Source organism: Serratia sp. CY27727 (assembly GCF_052169275.1).
Classification (GTDB): Bacteria; Pseudomonadota; Gammaproteobacteria; order Enterobacterales; family Enterobacteriaceae; genus Serratia; species Serratia sarumanii.
The window spans coordinates 44249-65444 of record NZ_JBJNLB010000006.1; the positions used below are offsets into that span (position 1 = coordinate 44249).

The following is a 21196-nucleotide window of genomic DNA, read 5'->3' on the forward strand; positions in this document are numbered from 1 at the left end:
CGTTAGATTTCCGTCAACCGTGGCCTATAGTGGTACTTTTTACCTTGGCTCATTTGCATGAGCAAAGCGTGCCTAACCTCAAACTGTTGGGAGCGGTGAGGTTACTCAGGCTTCTCAAGCAATCCAAGCAACTCCATATCATAAAGCAAATCGCTTTTTTCATCTTCGCCAATACCTTGAATTAGAGACTCAAGGTTTGTTTTTTCCAAAATGGAAGAAATTGAGTTTCGGTAATTATTCTCAACATCTTTTGGCCCTCTGCCGGCTATAAGGATGAGTGTAAACACTTTCAGCATTAACATTTCCACAGGCGATAAATGTGCATTTTCGTATTGATAAGATGCATACCCTATTTCTTCAATACCGTACTCCCAGGTCGTACCATTTTTATTAAAAGCATTAATGTGACTTCTACAACAGCTATAAAAGCAATCTAAATACTCAGCTCGCAATTCTTCATAAGTCATGCGTTCTTCATCCATCATTTCAATCTCCCAGGGATCAGCATTACGTCGTTATTGTCGAGAACCTCTACTTTTATTCCAGGGTATTTTTTCTGAAATTGCTCTACGACACCCAAGCAGCTCTCACATGCAGCACGTTCAGTGAAAATGGTGACTCTCCCCTCAGCTGATACATTGTTACCTAACTTATCAGCTAGGTTGTCCAGAATTTTGTACTCTGAATCTGTATTCCTAGATATGAGGATACCATCAGAACTTTTAATGGTTTCATATTTAAAGTTTTGGTTTCCATCACCTATGAAACTTTTTTCTGCTTTAGCTATCCTGCTGTGTGCCGCAAGTGTTTTCGGCATACCAGGAACATCGATTTGTGCAACAGCCGCATTTCCTTTTTTTCGGATTTTTTCCGCAAATGGCGCTCTAGCATCTAATACCTGCTGCCTGAACGCAGCCGCCTGTTGAACGGTCTTCTCATTGACCAGATACCCTTTCCAGGCGCTGGTTGGCCCTACCAGTTTGGATGACAGGTACTGGTTGCCGACGTTCGCTTTACCCATACCGGCAAACGTACTGGCGATAGAGACTGCCATCACCGAGGCATTCACCCAGTCCGGCGACCACCCGGTCAACTTGCTGATTTGTTCTATCTGCTGGTTGCGTGCAAACAGCTGGCCGTCGGTTATCTGGTCGCCCAAATCATACGTGAATAACTTTTCGCTGTCATAGCCGGCAAACGCCGGATAGTTGCCGAAGCGCTGGCGCTCTTTTTGTACCCAGTAATTGGCAATGAGGCCGTCTTCATCCCGCGTTGACGGGTACTTATTCATCAGGGCTTCAAACTGCTTGCGCTCATCTGAGTTTAGCGCTTCCTGCGTGGTGCAAGCTACTTTTCGGCATGAAGCCGCCATCAGACGCGCTTCTTTTTCCTTGTCACCCTTAGCCAACGCTTTAATGGCGTTGAGTTCTTCCTGATGCAACTGTCGATTAAAACGCTCGACAAACTCACCCGCATTTGCACCGCTGGTGGCACCTGCTGCTTTGGCGGTTACGATGGCCCCTGCAAAGGCGCCCGCTACGCGGCTGATTTGAGCCTGACGCTCTTGCCAGCCTTCACTTCTGACCAAATTATCATTGATGATCACCCCAGCCAGCTCCGCCGCCAGCGCCCCTGCCGCTGCGCCTTTGGCATTGCCCTTGCCGATTTCTGCGGCCACGCCCGCTAGAACGGCATGGCTTACGGCCCGGCCCGGTATATTGAGAACCTGACCGTTATCCCCGATCAGATTGGCGCCCTCGGCCTGAACCTGGCTGCCGATATTCGCCAGCAGCGCATTAGTCAGGTTGTCCTTGAAGCTGCCGCCATTGATGGCGGTATTCAGGCTGGAGCTGATGACCGATTGCCCGGCCACCCGCTGCGCCACCTTGCTCCAGTCACCGTTGCTCAACTGCGGCAGTTTGACGTTGTTTGGATTGAGCGGTTTGCCCGCCGCGTCCTTGCTCCAGCCCATCGCGCTGTCGAAACCGTTGAGCGCGCCGCCGATCGCCATCGCCGTGGCGGTCGCCTTGACGTTCTCATTGCTACCCAGCGCCTGCAGGGTTTTCGACAGGTTGCCCTGGTTCTCCACCAACGCCACCGCCGCCTGGGAGGCCAGCGAAGACATCCCGGCGGTGACCGCACCGCTGGTTACCGCCCCGCCGCCCACGGCGCCGGAAACGCTGGAGGCTGCCGTGGCCGCCAGTGAACTGCCAGCGGTCACCGCCGCGGCCGCGATGGCGATCACCGCCGCCACCGCCGGGTTCAGGTGCTGGCTCTTGTAATCCCAGCTATCGTAAGCGTCTTTGACCTTGCTCCACTGCACGTCGTTGCGCTTGTTCAGATCTTTGACCCAGGTGGTGCCCGGCGTATTGCCCAGGGCGTCGATGGCGCTTTGCAGCGCCTGCCCGTTTTTCACCTTCACATCGGCGCTGACGCCCTTGGCGGCCTCTACGGTCAAGGCGCCACCGGTATGAATGCTCGGCAGCACCCACTTATTGTCTTCGTACCCTTTATTGGCCTGCTTGATAAAGAAGCCTTTCGAATTGCTGACGGTCTGTTCGAAAGAGGTGTTTTTCACCGCGCGGAAGTTAACCTGGCCACGGGAGCTGGTCAGGCGTGCGTTTTGTCCAGCGGCGATTTTGCTGGCTTCATAGGTGCTGTCGTCGCGGCTCATCAGCGTGATATTGCCGGCGGCGGTAAACTCGGTAACCTTGTTGGTCACGTCGTGGCGGGTCTGCTTAACCTCGGTTTTCTTGCCCCACCATTTGCGCTTGGTTTCCTTTTTCTCGAAGTGGCTGGACTCTTCCATCGCCTGGGCGTAGAGATAGCCGCCCTTGGCGGCGATATCCATATTGCCGACACGCATGGCCTCTGCCTGGTTGTGGGCATCGACCTGGGCTTTCAGCCTTGTTTCTTCCGCATGTTTAGCTTGGGCTTCCTGTCGGACGCTAACTAATTTCCTATTTGCGTTTACCTTTTCACTATCAACAGAATTCAACGCTTGTTGGGCGGCGTGTATCTCATTCTTTTTTTTGATTATGCGTTGACGCAAATTTTCATATTCATCTATCGTCTTTTTTCGAATTGCCAGCGCAATCTCATAACCATCACCGGATGTTTCCGCAGGATCGACACCATAAGGGAATGGGTCAAATGCCTTCCCTCCCTCATTAAGCAATCTATCCAGATCTGAACGGGTTTTTATTTCAATATTCCCCATATCGAGGTGATAAGTCCCCGTACCCGGTATCATTACAGAACTACTGTGCTTGTATGAAATAGGATGCTGAGCAGGATTATCGAGTAACAAACCTTCAGGCGTATTTCTAACGTTGTTCAGTACATTCTGTTTTTGATTAACATTTTGCTCTGCATTTCTAACCACCTGCTCCGCCGCCGCTATCCGGCTTCCCCAATCCGTCACCGCCACCGACGGTTTCCAGTTCGCCCCTAATCCTTTAACCACCAGTTTGGTCGCCTGGAACAGAATGCTGCCGCCGGAAATCACCGTCATCAGGCCGCCGGCATTCAGCTCGGTGCCTTGCTGGGTGCGAGTTTCGGTGAACTCGTTGCCGCCCTCGCGGTAAGTGTGATTTTGCACCGCCTCGAAACGCATATCGCCGCCGGAGGTCAGCGTCATGTTGGCGCCGGAGGTCAGCCTGGCGCCGTAAGTCAGCAGTTGGTTATTCGCCGACGCGGTCAGGTTTTTACCCGCGCTGAGGGCTGTGACCACATGGCGGTCGTCTTTGTTGTTGTCGTTGGCGGCATCAATGGCGGAATAGGCCAGGTTCGACAACCATAGATTCTGCCCGGCCAGCAGCGTGATATTGCCGTTAGCGGAGAGCGCGCCGCCCTGGGTGCCGATGTCGCGGGCCGAGTTAATCAGCAAATTGCCGCCGGCGTGTACCCGGCTGCCCAGTTCAGGCGTGCGGGACACAGGGAAAAGCGCATTGAATCGGCCGTCAAGTTCACGGTAGTTAAGATCGGCGTTATGGGCGGCTAACAGCGTAACGTCCTTATCCGCATTAATCTTGGCGCCGCGGAGCGCCAGATAGCCACCGCTATTGAGCAGAACCGAACCCGTTGCCCTCATTTGGCCACTGGCCAACAGCTGGTTGAAGTATTCCTGCCGTTTAGCCGGAGAAACCGGCCCCCCCAATAGCGCCCCCTCCAACAACGCGCTGTTTTTTACGATTGCAATGCTGCCGTTAGCCGTCATGGCGATATTGCGACTTTGCGGCGCCAGCAGCGTATTCAGCAACGTAATGGTGCTGCCAGCCGTGAGAGACAAATCGCGTGAAGCCTCAAGGCTGCCCAACCAACGCGAACCGTCAGGGCGGAAGTAGTGAGGTTTCTCGCTGGAATGTATCTTTATCTCCCCGTTTTTGGCGTTTAGCGTGACGTCCTGCCCTTTCAGCTCACTTTGCCAGGCGTCGATGGCGTTGACCGCCGTCAGAGACAGCTCTTTTCCGGCGGCCAAAATGCCTTGCCCAAGAACAATCCGATCTTCGGCAATCGCGGTGATATTGCCGTTGGCACGAATCGCATCAGTACCGACGATATTTTTGGCATGCAGCAGAACATTCCGTGCCTTTAGCGACTCTGGCCTGCCGGAGGTGACCACTTCATTCAGCTGATTTTCATGAGGCGTCGGCGTACTGATCTCTATCTTATTTTTAAAATCCGCAGTGAGATTATTGCCGGCGGTAATCGATGATTTTTGCTGCCCCTTTGCTCGCCAGACGACAAGTTCCTGCTGCTTGGTATAAGGCGCTTTTTCCGTGACATACAGCAGATCCCAATCTCCGGGAGGCGCATCTTCGTCACGGGCAAACGCCCCAACGCCAAACGTGTTCGTTCCCAGACGCCAGTACCGATCTTTCTGGCCGAGTTGAATGCTCTTTACGGTAAAATCGTTCCCCGTCAGGATCAGATCTTTGGCCGCGCTGATATTCGACTGATCGTTCCATAACGTTGTCGCGTTGATATAAGCGTTGTTGCCTGAATTTATCACCCCCGGCGCCTGCGATTTCACCAGAAGATACTCGTCTTTCCCCACATTAACCTTGTCGCCTTTCGACAGGTTGATTTCGCCAAACCAACTGCCGATGCCAAAGTCCTTCAGTTCAGGCTCCAGCAGCACAATAGCGTCAACACCTTGCCGTGAGTCGTAATAACTTCCTACCAAGGATTTATTGAACGCTTTAGAGTTAGCGGGAGTATTTTTCCAAACGGCTTGAACCTCTTGCCTGACATTGTTCAAATTCTCCGTGCGTATAACCAAGTCACCGCTGTTGGTCTGAATGCGTGCAGAGCGGTTTTCTATCTGTTTGGCTTTATTCCCCTGAGCGTCTTTCTGAATCCAGAGATTATTGTTGCTATGCAATGCGGTGTTGTCGCCATCACGTAGTGCCACATTGCGTACCGTATCGGCAAACACCCGCATATCGCGATGCGCCGTAACATTGCCGTTGTTATTGAGCGTATCGGCAGCCATTGTCACGTCACGTTCACCGCGCACCTTAACGCCCGATGAGATATGAATTTCCCTGGCGCTGGCGTTCAAGTCTGTCGCTGCCTGTGTATTGCCCAACTCAATCCGCCCGCTAACGCTCAGCGTAATATCCCGCTGTTTGCTGGTGAGGTCTTTCAGGTTCACCCCCACCCCATTCTCGTTGGCCACCAGGCGGATCTTGTTGGCGTACATGCCGCCCAGCGCCTTGGTATCCACCGCCAGTTGGGGCTTAGCGCCTTCCCCGGCGATCGGTTTGATGCTGCCGTCCTTGAAGCTGATGCGGTTAGCGCCCTGGGTCAGCGACAGGTTTTGCGCGTTGATTTTGCCGTTCAGCTCGGTGGCGCGGCTGATGATGTCAACATAGTCGGCGCCGCTGCCGTCCAGCCCTTTACCGCCGATGGTGACGCCGCCTTTTTTCACCTCCAGCGCCTCCAGCGCGCCCTGCTTGTCGAACTGCGGTTTGCCGGTGGTCAGCGTCACGCCCGGCGCGTTGATAAAGCCGCAGCCGTTGCAGGTTATGCCATTTGGGTTGGCGATCATCACGTTGGCCTTACTGCCGAACACCTCGAGCTTGCCCTGCAGCTCGGAACGACTGCCGCCGATCACCTCATTAATGATCAATTCCGCCGGCTTTCCCTTCAGGTAGGTGTTGCCCTGCGCGCTGTAGATTTCCACGCCCAGCTGCGTTTTGCCCCCGTGCGTGGCGTTATTCAATACGGCGCCCTGTGGCCCAACGTTGAAATCTTTATAGGTGTTGTGGGAGATACCCGCGCCGTTAGGCGTGGCGATATTCACCACCGGCACGTTGCCCGGCTTGATAACCACCTGCGTATTGCCGTTGGCGGCGGTAATACCGGCGGCGAACGCCGGGTGCAACGGCTGGAAAGCCGTCAGGTAGATCAGCAAATAGCTGGCGCCCCGCGCCAAAGGGGAAGTGGACTTATCCATATTCATTCCTTCGAAAGGATGTTGTTTTGAACGCCGAGGCGCTCCTGCTGTGTGCTGGCGTTATAACGTGACGGTGGCTTGCCAGTAGGCCACCCAACGATCCGGTTGCAGGCTGCCTGGGTGCGTCAGCGGTTTACCGACGGTGACCGCCTGATTGAACCAGCGGCCGTTTAGCGTCGCGCTCAGCGCCGCGCCGGCGACGCTGCCGCCGTCTATCAGCCCGGCGCGCCCCTGCAACCAACCGGCGTCTAACGCGCCGGTGAAAGAAAGCTCCCCCAGCCCCGGCAACGTCCGCCATTGCCAGTTGAGTTCATTGCGCCAGTAGGCGCCGCGATTGCCGGTCAGGTACTGCTCTTTAAAGCCACGCACCGAGTATTGCCCGCCAATGGAAATGCGCTCGCCGGCATACAGGTTGTCTGCGCTGGTTTGCCCATAGGCCGAGGTCAGGTAGTAGAGAGAGGGGGCGAGCGGATAAAAGTAGCTGGCGCTGAGGCCAAGCTTGCGGAACTCGCTGCGCGGCGCCCCGTCGCGCTCAGGATCGTCGGCGGTGGCGCCCAGCATGCGCAGCCCGCGGCTTACCGTCGGGTTCAGCGTCATATAGCCGCCGCCCGCAGCCGCACTGTAATTGAGGCCCAGGCTGGCGACGCTGAGCCTCGGGCTGCTGACGCCCAACCGTTCCCCCGCCAGCTTATTTTCCGTGGTGCGCCGCGCCAGCCCGATATCGACGGCCAGCTTGCGTTTGCCATCCCGCAGCAACGTGCGGTTGGCGCCCAGACGCTGGGTCTGGTTGTTGCCCTGATAGCGGTAAGCCGCGCCGTTGAACGGCACCCGCTGGAAAAAATCGTTCCAGGCGTACTGGTAACTGAACAGCCAATAGCCGTAGGGTAAGGTGACACCGCCGTTCAGGCTGCGGCTGCGGTGATGCGGGCTGAAATCGTTATTGCGCGCTGCGGAAAGCGACCATTGATCGGCGAGGCGCAGTGGGTTATCCAGCGTGAAGGCGGCGTTCATCTGCCCGGTGCCGGTGCTTCTCTGGCCGCTGTTATCGGCGCCGAAAGAGAAAGAGACCGGCGCGCGCCGGGCGCCACGCAGCAAAACCACGTTGGAAAAGCCGGGTTGTTCGCCGGGTTGAATATCGATAGCCACCTGTTGCGATGGCAGGCGGTTGAGCTGCTCCATGCCCTGCTCAATATCGCGCAGATTCAATACGTCGCCAACCAGGCCGGGAAACGCCATTTTCAGCGCCAGCGTCTGCTCGCCGTTCTGCGTGATGGACTCGATTCGCCCTTCGCTGGCGCTCACGGTCAACACGCCGCGGGAGATATCCTGCTCCTGCAGCCAGGCCTGCGAGGTGACATAGCCGCGTTGCAGATAAGCATTGGTGGTTTCGCGCACCAGACGGTTGATGTGCTCTAGCGTCAGGCAGCGCCCCTGATACGGGCGAGCCAGGCTTTCCTTCACCGACCAGGAAAGATGTTCGGCGCCCTGAAAAACGATTTGCCTCACCGGCTGGCAAACCGCCCCTGCGGCGGCCGACACAGGCAGCGGCAAGGCCGGCAACTCAACGTTATTTTGCAGCGCCTCGCGTTGCTGCTGCGCCTGTTCCAGCAACGTTTTCTGCTGCTGGGTAATGCTGTCGCGGTCAGCAGGGCTGGTGATTTCCGCACACCACGCCGGAGCGCAGAGCGCCAAGAGTGCAGGCCAAATCCCGGGCTTCCATGCACACATTTAAACACATCCATTTACGTTAGTTTACATAGCCTATCGAAGTATATACATTTTACGCCGACGATCAATGATAATGAGAATTGTTTTTGTTTGATCGGGTTCACAACGTGGTTAAACATCAGGAATATATTTTGTCGAGCTTGCCGCCACATTTCCTGATGGCGGATATTATTACCACATGAATTAAAAACCCAAATAATTGCCAATAATAAATTCAAGAGTTAAATAACACGCACAATATCGCTAAAAATAAAAAATAAAGTTTACAAAATTAACCCGCCGTCTTACCGTGATATTTTGTTTAATGCAATTATTCATGAAAGCCATAATTTACAACTAACCAATCAAGAACCTCGAACAATATCAGGATTTCCTAATGCCAGAACGTGATATAGAACTGTTTATTCGTGATTACGTTAATGATATCAAAGCCGGCAGCGCCGCGCTGTTTGCCGGCGCCGGGCTGTCCATACCCGCCGGTTTTGTCAGCTGGAAAGAGCTTATCGGTGATATCGCTTATGAATTGGGGCTGGATATAGAAAAAGAAAGCGACCTTATTTCTCTGGCTCAATATCATCTCAATGAAAAAGGCAACCGGCATAAGATAAATCAAAAAATAATTACAGAATTCGCTGAGCAAGCGGAAGAAACTGAAAATCATCGGATCATTGCCAGATTGCCGATAGCGTCACTCTGGACAACCAATTACGACGATCTGATTGAAAAAACCTATGCCCGTTATAATCGCGTCTGCGACGTTAAAACCACGCCGGAAAGTCTGACCAACAATATTCACAAGCGCGATGTTGTCTTATATAAAATGCATGGTGATTATAGAACACCCAACCAGGCGATTATCACCCGCGAACAATACGAAACTTACTCCCGTACACACCTTCCTTTTATCAACATGCTGATGGCGGAGTTGACCGCCAAAACCTTCCTGTTTATCGGTTTCAGCTTTGAAGACCCCAACCTGCAATACGTATTGAGTCGCCTTTACGCGCAGTACGGCGAAGGGAAAAGAAACCACTACTGCATCATGCGGCGCGTTCAGCCTGGCGACAGCGGCAGCGAGGATCAGGCGTCTTATGATTACAACAGCCGAAAACAAAGCCTGATGATCAACGATCTGCGCCGTTACGGCATTCAAACGCTGCTGGTGGAGGACTATCGGCAAATCACCGACCTGCTGTATGCCATCGAAACGCAATTCAAGAAAAGCACGGTGTTTATCTCCGGCAGCGCCGACAACTACCACCCCTATACCCGTGAAGAGTCCATCCAGTTCATACACCGCCTGGCGCGCCTGCTTATCCGCAAACAGTACCGCATCGTCAACGGCTTCGGTTGGGGCGTGGGCACGGCGGTGATCAACGGCGCATTGGAAGCCATTTACGCCAGCGGGGGGAAAATCAGCGAAAGCCAGCTGGTATTGCGCCCTTTCCCCCAATTCGCCAGCGGGAGCATTACGCTGCCGGCACTTTGGCACGAGTACCGCCAGAACATGATTTCGCTCAGCGGCATCGCGGTTTTTTTGTTCGGCAACAAGCGTAACGCCGAAGGCGAATGCGTGCTGGCCGACGGTTTATTGAAAGAGTTCCACATCGCTGCGGAACAAGGCTGCGTCTGCATTCCTATCGGTTGTACCGGCGGCGCATCCGCCGAGATCTACCGAAAAATCAAGGAGGAGATGAAAGACACCCTCTATCACCGCCATCCCGTCGCCATGAACCTGCTGGATCAACTTAACGAGCCGGGCAGCCTGGCGGAGAAGAAAACATGCCTGTTGGCACTTATCGATATCATTACTAAGGATAATCCTCGATGACCAGAAAATGTTTTTACAGTTTCCATTATGAGCCGGACAACTGGCGCGCTTCTCAGATACGCGAAATGGGCTCGCTGGAAGGTAACCGGCCGGCCACGGATAACGATTGGGAGGAAGTGAAAAAAGGCGGTGACGACGCCATCGCCGCTTGGATCAAAGGCCAGTTGGACAATCGGAGCTGCGCCGTGATTCTCGCGGGTAAAGATACCGCCAATCGCAAGTGGATCAACTTCGAAATCTGCGAAGCCTGGAAGAAAGGCATGGGCGTGCTGGTGGTGTATATCCATAACCTGAAAGACAGCGCCGGCGAACAAGCCCGAAAAGGCAACAACCCGTTGGATCATATCAAGCTGGGGGATAGAAAGCTTTCCGGAATCGCCAAAGCCTATGACCCGCCTTATTTGACCAGCGCCAATGTCTATAATCACATCAAGGAAAATCTGGCGGAGTGGGTAGAAGAAGCGATCCGCATTCGCGAAAATTACTGACGGCCGCCCTAAAGACGAAAGGCTGCATTATCCTGCAGCCTTTCGTTCGCTAGGGGTGCGGCACGTCGCTCACCCATACCGCCCGGTAATATAATCTTCGGTGCGGCGCTGGCGCGGCGAGGTGAAGATGGCGTCGGTATCGTTGTACTCCACCAGCCGCCCCTGATGAATAAAAGCGGTGTAGTCGGAGACGCGCGCTGCCTGCTGCATGTTGTGCGTCACCAGCACCACGCTGTAACGCTGTTTCAGCGCAGAAATCAGCTCCTCGATGGTCAGCGTGGAGATCGGATCCAGCGCCGAGGTCGGCTCGTCGAGCAGCAACACTTCCGGCTCGATGGCGATGGCGCGCGCGATCACCAGGCGCTGCTGCTGGCCGCTGGACAAGCGGAACGCATTTTCACGCAGCCGATCCTTCACCTCATGCCACAGCGCGGCGGCGCGCAGCGAACGCTCCACCGCTTCATCCAGCAAGCGCCGGTCGCGCACGCCCTGCAGCCGCAGGCCGTACACCACATTTTCATAGATCGATTTCGGGAACGGGTTCGGCCGCTGGAACACCATGCCCACCCGCCGCCGCAGCGCCGCCACGTCAATCTGCGCGCCGGAGATCGTCGTGCCGTTCAGCTGCAGATCGCCCTCGATGCGGCAGTTGTCCACCAGATCGTTCATGCGGTTGAAACAGCGCAGCAGCGTCGATTTGCCGCAGCCCGAAGGGCCGATCAGGGCCGTCACCCGGTGCTTCGGAATGCGCAGCGAAATGTCGTGCAGCACCTGTTTGTCACCATAAAACAGGTTCAGTCCGTTGACCGCCAGCGCGGTCTGTTCATCGTCGAGATGCTGGACATCCAGCCGGGGCAAACTGCCTGGCGTCATCAAACCCATTACGCACTCCCCAAAAATAGCGTCATTGTTACTGCGACCATGCTCGGTACCGCTCCCTCAGCGAATGGCGGATACCCATCGCCGCCAGATTCAAACTCACCACGATCGTCACCAGCAGGAAGGCGGTGGCGAACACCAGCGGCCGCGCCGCCTCTACGCTCGGGCTCTGGAATGCCATATCGTAGATCTGGAAGCTCAAATGCATAAACTTCCGCTCCAGGTGCAGATACGGGAAAATCTCGTCCACCGGCAGCACCGGCACCGATTTCACTACCCCCACCAGCATCAGCGGCGCCGTCTCCCCGGCGGCGCGCGCCACCGCCAGAATCAGGCCGGTCATCATCGCCGGCGCCGCCATCGGCAGCACGATGCGCCACAGCGTCTCGGCCCGGCTGGCGCCCAGCGCCATCGAGCCCTGCCGCAGCGAGGTGGGAATGCGCGACAGCCCTTCCTCGGTGGCGACGATCACCACCGGCAGCGTCAGCAGCGCCAGCGTCAGCGCCGCCCACAGCACACCGGGCGTGCCGAAGGTCGGGTTGGGCAAGGATTCAGGATAGAACAGCTGGTCGAGCGTGCCGCCTATCATATAAACGAAAAAGCCGAGGCCGAAGACGCCGTAGACGATCGAGGGCACGCCGGCCAGGTTCACCACCGCGATGCGGATCACCCGCGTCAGCAGATTGTTGCCGGCATACTCGTGCAGATATACCGCCGCGATCACGCCAAACGGCATCACCACGATCGACATCAGGATCACCATCAACACCGTGCCGAAAATGGCCGGGAACACCCCGCCTTCGGTATTCGCCTCGCGCGGGCTGTCGGTGAGGAACTTCTTCACCTGCTCGCCCCAGTGCGCCAGCTTCTCGCTGGTGTTCATGGCGTTCGGGTACCAGGCATCGCGCACCTGGCTGAGCGGAATGGTCAACGTCTGGCCATGCATATCGCGCAGCAGCAGCGCATCGCGCTGGCGATCGCGGTTCAGCCCCGCCAGGCGTTCGGACAGCAGCTGGTATTGCCGCTGCAGCTCCAGCCGCTCGGCCTTGATGGCGTCCTGCGCGCGGGCATCCAGCTTATCGTCGCGCTGCAGGCGCTTTTCCCGCAGCCGCAGCGCGTCAAACTGCTGATTGATGCGCGCCATATCGCGAAATTGAATGTCGTGCGCCTGGCGCGAGAGCGCGGCGATTTGCGGCAGCCGCTGCTGCAACGCCTGCCCCAGATTGCGGCCGGTCAGCGGTTGCCCGTCCTCCAGCAGCCCCGCCAGATAGCCGTAAGCGGTGCCGTGGCTGTCGCGCTCCAGCACCAGCAGGCTGCGCGGCGTGCTTTGGCTGCCGATGTCGCTGGCCAGCAAGGTGCGGAAATCCTGCCCTTCACGCTCGCGGTTACCGACCTTGATCAGATAACGTTCGACGCTTTGCGCCTCGCCCGGCGGCGTCACACCCGCCTCCGTCAGCTGGCGGCGCGAAATGCTTTGCTGCTGGTACAGCTCGCCGATCACCGTCACCGGCCCGGCGCCGTTCTGATTCAGCTCGAACTGATAAACCGGGCTCGGCCAGAAATAGCGCATCCCCTGCCCGGCCAGCAGCAACAGGATGCCGATCAGCGCCAACAGGCTGACGGCGACCGAACCGGCGGTGAGCCAAATCCACGGCGACCCGCTCTTCACCCAGTTCTTCATGGCGCCTCCTGATTTGGCGTGTAACGCTTGCGCAGCCGCAGGCGCACCGCCTCCGCCAGCGTGTTGAACACGAAGGTGAAGATAAACAGCACCAATGCGGTCAGGAACAGCACGCGGTAATGGCTGCTGCCGGAGACCGCCTCCGGCATTTCAATGGCGATATTGGCCGCCAGCGCCCGCAGCCCCTGGAACAGGCTGCCGTCGATAATTGGCGTATTGCCGGTGGCCATCAGCACGATCATGGTTTCCCCCACCGCGCGGCCAAAGCCGATCATCAGCGCGGAGAAAATCCCGGCGCTGGCGGAAGGCAGCACCACCTTGATCACCGTCTGCCATTGGGTGGCACCCAGCGCCAAAGAGCCCTGGCTCAGGGTAGCCGGCACGCTGAACAGCGCATCCTCCGCCAGCGAGAAGATGATCGGCACCAGCGCGAAGCCCATCGCCACACCCACCACCAGCGCATTGCGTTGGTCGTAATTATCCCCCAGCCAGAAATGCAGCGGCTCACCGAACAGCGCCACCTCCAGCCGCGGCCCCAGGCTAAGCGCCAGCCACACCGTCAACGCCAGCAGCGGCAACAGCAACAGCAGATCGACACCCGGCCGGCAGCGCGGCATAAAGCGGTGGGTCAATGCGCCGCACAGCAGCACCGCCGCCGCCAGCAGCAGCGGCAACGCCAGCACCGCCAACAGGTATTGCTCGATGATCGGCGCCAGCCAAATGCCGGCCACCAGCCCGATCACCACCGTCGGCAACGCGCCCATCACTTCGATAGCCGGTTTGATCACCCGCCGCAGCCCCGGCGTCATAAAATAAGCGGTATAGATAGCGCCGGCCAGCGCCAGGGGAATGGCGAACAGCATCGCGTAAGCCGCCGCCTTGAAGGTGCCGAAGATTACCGGCATCAAACTGAATTTGGGTTGGTAGCTGTCTTCGCCGGAGGTGGACTGCCAGACGTAGGCCGGCTGCGGGTAGTTCTCATACCACACCTTGCCCCACAGCGAACGCCAGGTGACGTCTGGATACGGATTGTCGAGCGCGTAGCGCTGCCAGCCCTGCGCGCTCTCCAGCAGCAGGCCATCGCCGCGCGGCGCGAACGCCATCTGCCGCACCTCGGCGCCCAAGCGGGCATTCAGCAGAGGCTGCGGCTGAATGGCGGAGAACAGCGAAAAACCGCCGTCGGGCCGCAGAGTGGCGAATACCCGGCGGTAAGGCTCGGCCACCGTCAGCTCCCGCCCGTCGGCGCCGTGGTCGAAATGCTGCACTGGCGTCAGGCGCCAGCGCCGATCTTTTTCCACCTCAAACCACTCGCGCAGATTGCCGTCGGCGCCCTTGATCAGCAGCGCGCTGCCGCCGGGCAGCGCCGTCATCTGATACGGGGCATGTTCGCCAAGGGCACGCGTTTCACGCAGCTGCAGCTGCGCGCCGTCGATCTGATAACGCGCCAGCCGGTTGCCGGTCAGCAGGTAAAGCTGGCGGCCATCCGGCGTCAGCACCAGTTGCTCAGCATCATGTTCCAGCGGGCGCTCGCTGAACTGCGGCGGCCGGTCGGGGCTGAAACGGCCGAACACCAGGCGCCGATCGTCGGTCACCCCGGCCAGCAGATACTGCCCGCGATGCGCATCCGCCAGCGTCATCAGTTTCAGCGGCTTGCGCTGTGGATCCAGCGCCAACGGCTGCTGCCCGAGCGGGAACAGCCACTGCGGCCGGCCGGTCTCCGCCGTCGCGAAATCCGCGCGCGCCACCACCAAGCGGCCGTCGGCCTGCGCCAGCGCAAACAGATCGCGCTCTCCGGCGGCCTGCGCGAGCAGCGCCGGCTTGGCCAACAGCGTCTGCTGCGCCAGCGGCGCCTGGGGCTGGCCGTTCGGGGTCGGCGTCAGGCGATAAAATTGCCCCGCGCCCTGCGCGTCAATGCGGTAACCGACGCGCTGCTGCACGTCCATGCCCAGCGCCAGCGCCGGGGGCGACGCCGCGATCGGCAGCGGCTGCGCCTGGCCGAGCGAGGCCGGTTTGAACAGCGGCAGCACCGCAAACAGCAGATAAACGAAGATCAGCATCAACGTCATCAGCACCATCAGCCCGCTGGCGGTCACTGCCGCCTGCACGCCGCGGTCGATGCGCCCGCGCATGCGATCTCGGGGATGTTGATTGGCCGTCGTCTGTGTCATGTGTCTCGCTGTCGCTGATGTAATCGGGCTTGCGCCGTAAGATAACCGGGCATCTTATGTCAGTTTTATGACGTTTGCATGACAAAGTTACCCTGCTTTGCCCAGGTTTTTTACACTGCAAACAGACAATATGGCGTCGGTATATTGCTGAAAAATGACCGTAAACACGCTTAATGTCACTAAAAATGAGCCTGCTAATCGTCATTTCATGCTACTCACTTCACTGCCGGGCGTCCCGCCTCGGCGAAAATTTATTGCCGCCGAAAAATGCCGCGCGCCAACGCAATGGATATGTTGGACTTTCCTGTCAATCTCTCGCAATAATGATCAAGGACACTAGAGCGGCATCCGGGCGCTGCGTCCCGGATCCTATTCTAAATTTGAACTGGAGTGGCAATGGGTCAGGAAAAGCTCTACATCGAAAAAGAACTAAGCTGGTTATCCTTTAATGAACGCGTGTTGCAGGAAGCCGCAGATAAGAGCAATCCCCTGATTGAACGTATGCGTTTTCTGGGCATTTACTCCAACAACCTCGACGAATTCTATAAAGTCCGCTTCGCCGATCTCAAACGGCGCATCCTGATCAGCGAAGAGCAAGGCTCCGCCGGCGCCTCGCGCCACCTGCTGAAAAAGATCCAGGCCAAGGTGCTGAAAACCGATCAGGAGTTCGACGGCCTGTACAACGATCTGCTGCTGGAAATGGCGCGTAACCAGATCTTCCTGATCAACGAACGCCAGGTGTCCGAGAACCAGCAAATCTGGCTGCGGCAATATTTCAAACAGCATCTGCGCCAGCACATCACGCCGATCCTGATCAATCACGACACCAATCTGGTGCAGTTCCTGAAAGACGATTACACCTATCTGGCGGTGGAGATCATCCGCGGCGCGCGCATCGACTATGCGCTGCTGGAGATCCCGTCCGACAAGGTGCCGCGCTTCGTCAATCTGCCGCCGGAAGCGCCGCGCCGCCGCAAGCCGATGATCCTGCTGGACAACATTCTGCGTTACTGCCTGGACGATATCTTCAAGGGCTTCTTCGACTACGACGCGCTCAACGCCTACTCGATGAAAATGACCCGCGACGCGGAGTACGATCTGGTGACCGAAATGGAATCCAGCCTGCTGGAACTGATGTCCTCCAGCCTGAAACAGCGCCTGACCGCCGAGCCGGTGCGCTTCGTGTATCAGCGCGACATGCCGAACGAAATGGTGGAACTGCTGCGCGGCAAGCTGGGCATCTCCAACTACGATTCGGTGATCGCCGGCGGCCGCTACCACAACTTCAAAGATTTCATCAGCTTCCCGAACGTCGGCAAGGCCAACCTGGTCAACAAGCCGCTGCCGCGCCTGCGCCACATCTGGTTCGACGATTTCCGCAACGGCTTCGACGCCATTCGCGAAAAAGACGTGCTGCTCTACTATCCGTACCACACCTTCGAGCACGTGCTGGAGCTGCTGCGCCAGGCGTCGTTCGATCCGAGCGTGTTGGCTATCAAGATCAACATCTACCGGGTAGCGAAAGATTCACGCATCATCGAATCGATGATCCACGCTGCGCACAACGGCAAAAAAGTCACGGTGGTGGTCGAGCTGCAGGCGCGCTTCGACGAAGAAGCCAACATTCATTGGGCGAAGCGCCTGACCGAGGCCGGCGTACACGTGATCTTCTCCGCGCCGGGCCTGAAAATCCACGCCAAACTGTTCCTGATTTCACGCCGTGAAGGCGATGAAATTGTGCGCTATGCTCATATCGGCACCGGCAACTTTAACGAAAAAACCGCGCGCATCTACACCGACTATTCGCTGTTGACCGCCGACTCACGCATCACCAACGAGGTGCGTCGGGTGTTCAACTTTATCGAGAACCCCTACCGGCCGGTCACCTTCGACAACCTGATGGTGTCGCCGCAGAACTCGCGCCTGAAACTGTACGAGCTGATCGACAACGAAATCGCCAACGCCCAAACCGGGGAACAGGCCGGCATTATGTTGAAAATTAATAATCTGGTGGATAAAGGGCTGGTAGATCGGTTATATACCGCGTCCGGCGCCGGCGTGAAGATCCGCCTGCTGGTGCGGGGCATGTGTTCCCTGATTCCCAACCTGCCGGGGATCAGCGACAATATTCAGGTGATCAGCATCGTCGATCGCTTTTTGGAGCACGACCGGGTTTACGTTTTCGACAATAAAGGTGACAAACGGGTGTATCTGTCCTCCGCCGACTGGATGACCCGCAACATAGATTACCGTATCGAAGTGGCGGTATCGCTGCTGGATCCGGCGCTGAAACAGCGCGTTCTGGACATTCTGGAGATCCTGTTCAGCGATACGGTCAAGGCCCGTTATGTGGATAAAGAACTGAGCAACCAGTACGTGCCGCGCGGCAACCGCCGCAAAGTGCGTGCCCAGGTGGCTATTTACGAGTATTTAAAAGCTCTGGAACAACCAGGACAGTAGGCCAGCAACTATGCCGCTAAAAAACACTGCAACGAACAAACCGCAGGAAATCGCCGCCATCGACCTCGGGTCGAACAGTTTCCACATGGTGATCGCCCGCGTCGTCAACGGCGCCTTACAGGTATTGGGCCGTTTAAAACAGCGGGTGCATCTCGCCGACGGATTGGACAGCAACAACGTACTCAGTGAAGAGGCGATAGAACGCGGCCTGGCCTGCCTGGCGCTGTTTGCCGAACGGCTGCAGGGCTTCCCGGCGGATAACGTGACCATCGTCGGGACGCACACCCTGCGTCAGGCGGTGAACGCCGAAGTGTTCCTCAAGCGCGCCGCCAAAGTGATCCCCTACCCGATCGAAATCATCGCCGGCCAGGAAGAGGCGCGCCTGATCTTCATGGGCGTGGAGCACACTCAGCCGGAGAAAGGCCGCAAGCTGGTGATCGACATCGGCGGCGGCTCCACCGAGCTGGTGATCGGCGAAGACTTCGAGCCGCTGCTGGCGGAAAGCCGCCGCATGGGCTGCGTCAGCTTCGCCCAGCTGTTCTTCCCGGGCGGCGAGATCAGCAAAAACAACTTCCGCCGCGCGCGGCTGGCGGCGGCGCAAAAATTGGAAACGCTGGCCTGGCAGTACCGCATTCAGGGCTGGCAGTACGCGCTGGGCGCCTCGGGCACCATCAAGGCCGCCCACGAAGTGCTGGTGGCGATGGGGGAAAAAGACGGTCTCATCACCCTGGATCGCCTGGAAATGCTCGCCGAACAGGTGCTGCAGTTCAAAAGCTTCAGTTCGCTGAGCCTGCCGGGGCTGTCGGAGGATCGCCAATCGGTGTTCGTGCCGGGGCTGGCTATCCTGTGCGGCGTGTTCGACGCGCTGGCGATCCGCGATCTGCGCCTGTCCGACGGCGCGCTGCGCGAAGGCGTGCTGTATGAAATGGAAGGCCGCTTCCGCCATCAGGACATCCGCAGCCGCACCGCCAAGAGCCTGGCCGATCACTACAACATCGACCGCGAACAGGCCAAGCGGGTGCTGGAAACCACCGAGCTGCTCTACTCGCAGTGGATGGCGCAAAACACCAAGCTGGCGCATCCGCAGCTGGAAGCGCTGCTGAAATGGGCCGCCATGCTGCACGAGGTGGGGCTGAGCATCAACCACAGCGGCATGCACCGCCATTCGGCCTACATTCTGCAAAACTCCAACCTGCCTGGCTTCAACCAGGAACAGCAGCTGCTGCTGGCGGCGCTGGTGCGTTTCCACCGCAAAGCGATCAAGCTCGAAGAGCTGCCGCGCCTCAACCTGTTCAAGAAGAAGCACTACCTGCCGCTGATCCAGCTGCTGCGTCTGAGCACCCTGCTCAACAACCAGCGTCAGTCGACCACCACGCCGGAAACGCTGCGCCTGACCACCGACGACAACCACTGGACGCTGCGCTTCCCGGCCGGCTACCTGGCACAAAACAACCTGGTGCAGCTCGATTTCGAGCGCGAGCAGGCCTACTGGAACGACGTCGTCGGCTGGAAGCTGCTGATCGAAGAAGAAGGCTCGCAAAACGAACAGCGCTCCGCCTGATCCCCCGCCCCCTGCCAGACAGGGGGTTTTTCTTTCCGCCCTCGCGCCGTCAACCTAAACGAAGCCCTAATGCGCCGCCCCGCACGCCGGAAAAAAATGGACAACTTTTGTCATCAGCGCCTAAAATCCGCTTACAAATTCACGAGCGAATAACACAGGACACCGGCATACCGGGTGATATATGCGCAAGAAAACCACCGGACAGATGACGAAGATAGTGTTGTTTATCAGCTTTATCATTTTAGTCGGCCGACTGCTGTACGCCGCCGTGGTGGCGGTGCCTCATCATCAGGAAAAAAAGCAGGCCGCTGCGCAAAACGCCGCCGAAGTCAGCGCGCCGCAACAGGACGACTCCTCTGAATAACCGCCGCACCCCGGCCGCTTCATAAAAATGACGCCGGCACCCGCTATGCTCTATCTTTTAATGAGCCTGCGTCAGGAACGCCGAGCGCCCGTAAAGGAACACCATGTCAGCCGCAACCCATAACGTCAAAAAAGTCGCTGAATACCGCCAGCGCATTCTCACTCTGCTGTTGAACAATAAGGAGTTGGTCGACGGCATTCTCGGCCGGCCAGGGGATGAACACGCCCTCAGCCAAAGCGAACTGCTGAACCAGACGGCGGAAATCACCGGTCTGTTGGACGATATGCACGCCGCCGACCTGGCGGACCTGCTGGAGGCGCTGCCGCAGGACGAACGTATGGCGCTGTGGCGGCTGGTGGGCAACAGCAAGCGCGGCCAGACGCTGGTGGAGGTCGCCGAACCGGTCTGGGACAGCCTGATCGAGGAAATGAGCGACAAAGACCTGCTCAAAGCGATCAAAACGCTGGACGTCGACGAACAGGCCTACCTGGCGCAATACCTGCCGCGTAACCTGATGGGCCGGTTGCTGACCTCGCTGGAGCCGGAGCAGCGCGCCCAGGTGCGCGAGATGAGCCAGTACGCCAAAGACAGCGTCGGCTGGATGATGGATTTCGAACTGGTGACGGTGCGGCCGGACGTCACGCTCGGCGCGGTGCATCGCTTCTTGCGCATGCGCAAAACCATTCCCGACGCCACCGATAAACTGTTCGTCACCGATCGCAAAAACACCCTGTTGGGCGAGCTGCCGCTGACCGCAGTGCTGCTGAACGATCCGGAGATCCCGGTGCGCGAAGTGATGGACAGCGATCCCGCCACCTTTCAGCCCGAAGACAAGGCCGATGAAGCGGCCGGCGCGTTCGAACGTTACGACCTGATCAGCGCCCCGGTGGTTGACGCCAAGGGCAAACTGATGGGCCGCCTGACCATCGAAGAGATCGTCGACGCCGTCAACGAAGAGAGCGACACCAACCTGCGCCGCATGGGCGGTTTGAGCCCGGAAGAAGACGTGTTTGCCCCGGTCAGCAAGGCGGTCAAGACCCGCTGGGCCTGGCTGGCGATCAACCTCTGCACCGCATTCATCGCCTCGCGGGTGATCGGCCTGTTCGAACACACCATTTCCCAGCTGGTGGCGCTGGCGGCGCTGATGCCGATCGTCGCCGGCATCGGCGGCAACACCGGCAACCAGACCATCACCATGATCGTGCGCGCGCTGGCGCTGCACCAGATCGAAGTCGGCAACATCTCGCGCCTGATGCTCAGAGAGCTGGGCGTCGCCATCATCAACGGCGTGGTGTGGGGCGGCATCATGGGCGTCATCACCTGGCTGCTGTACGGCGACGCGGCGATGGGCGGCGTGATGACGCTGGCGATGCTGCTCAATCTGCTGCTGGCGGCGCTGATGGGCGTAGTGATCCCGATGACCATGCTCAAAGTGGGCCGCGATCCGGCGGTCGGCTCCAGCGTGCTCATCACCGCGCTGACCGATACCGGCGGCTTTTTCATCTTCCTCGGCCTCGCCACCCTGTTCCTGCTGTAATACGCGAAAAGCCGGCCGCGCGCCGGCTTTTTCGCC

12 protein-coding genes are annotated in these 21196 nt (G+C 57.9%); 6 read left to right on the top strand and 6 right to left on the bottom strand.

Translation table 11 applies throughout. The features are described from left to right. Positions 1-101: 101 nt before the first annotated feature. Genes ACJ8HB_RS15740 through ACJ8HB_RS15750 form a run of 3 tightly spaced genes read right to left on the bottom strand, consistent with a single transcriptional unit; the run spans position 102 to position 8191 of the window. Positions 102-485 (bottom strand): hypothetical protein, encoded by a 384-nt coding sequence (locus ACJ8HB_RS15740; RefSeq protein ID WP_126192347.1) that lies wholly within the window; start codon positions 483-485, stop codon positions 102-104. Further along, entirely contained in the window at positions 482-6463 is a 5982-nt protein-coding gene (locus ACJ8HB_RS15745) for a DUF637 domain-containing protein (RefSeq protein ID WP_047570998.1), read from the bottom strand. The genes ACJ8HB_RS15740 and ACJ8HB_RS15745 overlap by 4 nt, the downstream gene beginning before the upstream one ends. A 60-nt stretch (positions 6464-6523) precedes the next feature. Next, positions 6524-8191: a ShlB/FhaC/HecB family hemolysin secretion/activation protein gene (locus ACJ8HB_RS15750; protein WP_047570996.1), complete on the bottom strand. Its 1668-nt coding sequence runs from the start codon at positions 8189-8191 to the stop codon at positions 6524-6526. A 376-nt stretch (positions 8192-8567) separates the two neighbouring features. On the opposite strand from ACJ8HB_RS15750, the gene ACJ8HB_RS15755 reads away from it, so the two are divergent. Both ACJ8HB_RS15755 and ACJ8HB_RS15760 read left to right on the top strand, forming a co-directional pair. Continuing rightward, positions 8568-10022 carry an SIR2 family protein gene (locus ACJ8HB_RS15755; RefSeq protein WP_047570994.1) on the top strand — a complete coding sequence of 485 codons (1455 nt, stop codon included), beginning with the start codon at positions 8568-8570 and terminating at the stop codon, positions 10020-10022. Continuing rightward, entirely contained in the window at positions 10019-10510 is a 492-nt protein-coding gene (locus tag ACJ8HB_RS15760; protein WP_033635524.1) for a TIR domain-containing protein, read from the top strand. Before ACJ8HB_RS15755 ends, ACJ8HB_RS15760 begins: the two co-directional genes overlap by 4 nt. A gap of 69 nt (positions 10511-10579) precedes the next feature. On the opposite strand, the gene pstB is transcribed toward ACJ8HB_RS15760, so the two are convergent. From pstB to ACJ8HB_RS15775, 3 genes are read right to left on the bottom strand one after another with little or no spacing between them, the layout of a single operon-like run. Next, on the bottom strand, positions 10580-11392 hold the full coding sequence (pstB, locus tag ACJ8HB_RS15765; protein WP_047570992.1) for a phosphate ABC transporter ATP-binding protein PstB: 813 nt from the start codon (positions 11390-11392) through the stop codon (positions 10580-10582). 28 nt (positions 11393-11420) lie between these two features. Beyond that, positions 11421-13070 (bottom strand): phosphate ABC transporter permease PstA, encoded by a 1650-nt coding sequence (gene pstA / locus ACJ8HB_RS15770; RefSeq protein ID WP_033648825.1) that lies wholly within the window; start codon positions 13068-13070, stop codon positions 11421-11423. Then, a complete protein-coding gene (locus ACJ8HB_RS15775) occupies positions 13067-15238 on the bottom strand; it encodes an ABC transporter permease subunit (RefSeq protein ID WP_047570990.1) in 2172 nt (723 codons plus the stop codon). Before ACJ8HB_RS15775 ends, pstA begins: the two co-directional genes overlap by 4 nt. A 396-nt stretch (positions 15239-15634) precedes the next feature. Between ACJ8HB_RS15775 and ppk1 the strand changes: the two genes are divergently transcribed. The 4 genes from ppk1 to mgtE all read left to right on the top strand — a co-directional run bounded on the left by ppk1 (position 15635) and on the right by mgtE (position 21160). Then, positions 15635-17698: a polyphosphate kinase 1 gene (gene ppk1, locus ACJ8HB_RS15780; RefSeq protein WP_047570988.1), complete on the top strand. Its 2064-nt coding sequence runs from the start codon at positions 15635-15637 to the stop codon at positions 17696-17698. Positions 17699-17708: 10 nt separating this feature from the next. After that, the gene (ppx, locus tag ACJ8HB_RS15785) at positions 17709-19259 is read left to right on the top strand and encodes an exopolyphosphatase (protein WP_033635528.1); all 1551 of its coding nucleotides are present in this window, start codon (positions 17709-17711) and stop codon (positions 19257-19259) included. 181 nt (positions 19260-19440) lie between these two features. Next, positions 19441-19623 (top strand): YfgG family protein, encoded by a 183-nt coding sequence (locus tag ACJ8HB_RS15790; RefSeq protein ID WP_047570985.1) that lies wholly within the window; start codon positions 19441-19443, stop codon positions 19621-19623. 103 nt (positions 19624-19726) lie between these two features. Then, positions 19727-21160: a magnesium transporter gene (gene mgtE / locus ACJ8HB_RS15795; protein WP_033654569.1), complete on the top strand. Its 1434-nt coding sequence runs from the start codon at positions 19727-19729 to the stop codon at positions 21158-21160. Positions 21161-21196 lie beyond the last annotated feature (36 nt).

Coding starts and splice junctions, on each gene's coding strand:
- ACJ8HB_RS15755 (WP_047570994.1), top strand. CDS start 8,568: ATGCCAGAACGTGATATAGAACTGTTTATTCGTGATTACGTTAATGAT.
- mgtE (WP_033654569.1), top strand. CDS start 19,727: ATGTCAGCCGCAACCCATAACGTCAAAAAAGTCGCTGAATACCGCCAG.
- ACJ8HB_RS15745 (WP_047570998.1), bottom strand. CDS start 6,463: ATGGATAAGTCCACTTCCCCTTTGGCGCGGGGCGCCAGCTATTTGCTG.
- ppx (WP_033635528.1), top strand. CDS start 17,709: ATGCCGCTAAAAAACACTGCAACGAACAAACCGCAGGAAATCGCCGCC.
- ACJ8HB_RS15790 (WP_047570985.1), top strand. CDS start 19,441: ATGCGCAAGAAAACCACCGGACAGATGACGAAGATAGTGTTGTTTATC.
- ACJ8HB_RS15775 (WP_047570990.1), bottom strand. CDS start 15,238: ATGACACAGACGACGGCCAATCAACATCCCCGAGATCGCATGCGCGGG.
- pstB (WP_047570992.1), bottom strand. CDS start 11,392: ATGGGTTTGATGACGCCAGGCAGTTTGCCCCGGCTGGATGTCCAGCAT.
- ppk1 (WP_047570988.1), top strand. CDS start 15,635: ATGGGTCAGGAAAAGCTCTACATCGAAAAAGAACTAAGCTGGTTATCC.
- pstA (WP_033648825.1), bottom strand. CDS start 13,070: ATGAAGAACTGGGTGAAGAGCGGGTCGCCGTGGATTTGGCTCACCGCC.
- ACJ8HB_RS15750 (WP_047570996.1), bottom strand. CDS start 8,191: ATGTGTGCATGGAAGCCCGGGATTTGGCCTGCACTCTTGGCGCTCTGC.
- ACJ8HB_RS15760 (WP_033635524.1), top strand. CDS start 10,019: ATGACCAGAAAATGTTTTTACAGTTTCCATTATGAGCCGGACAACTGG.
- ACJ8HB_RS15740 (WP_126192347.1), bottom strand. CDS start 485: ATGATGGATGAAGAACGCATGACTTATGAAGAATTGCGAGCTGAGTAT.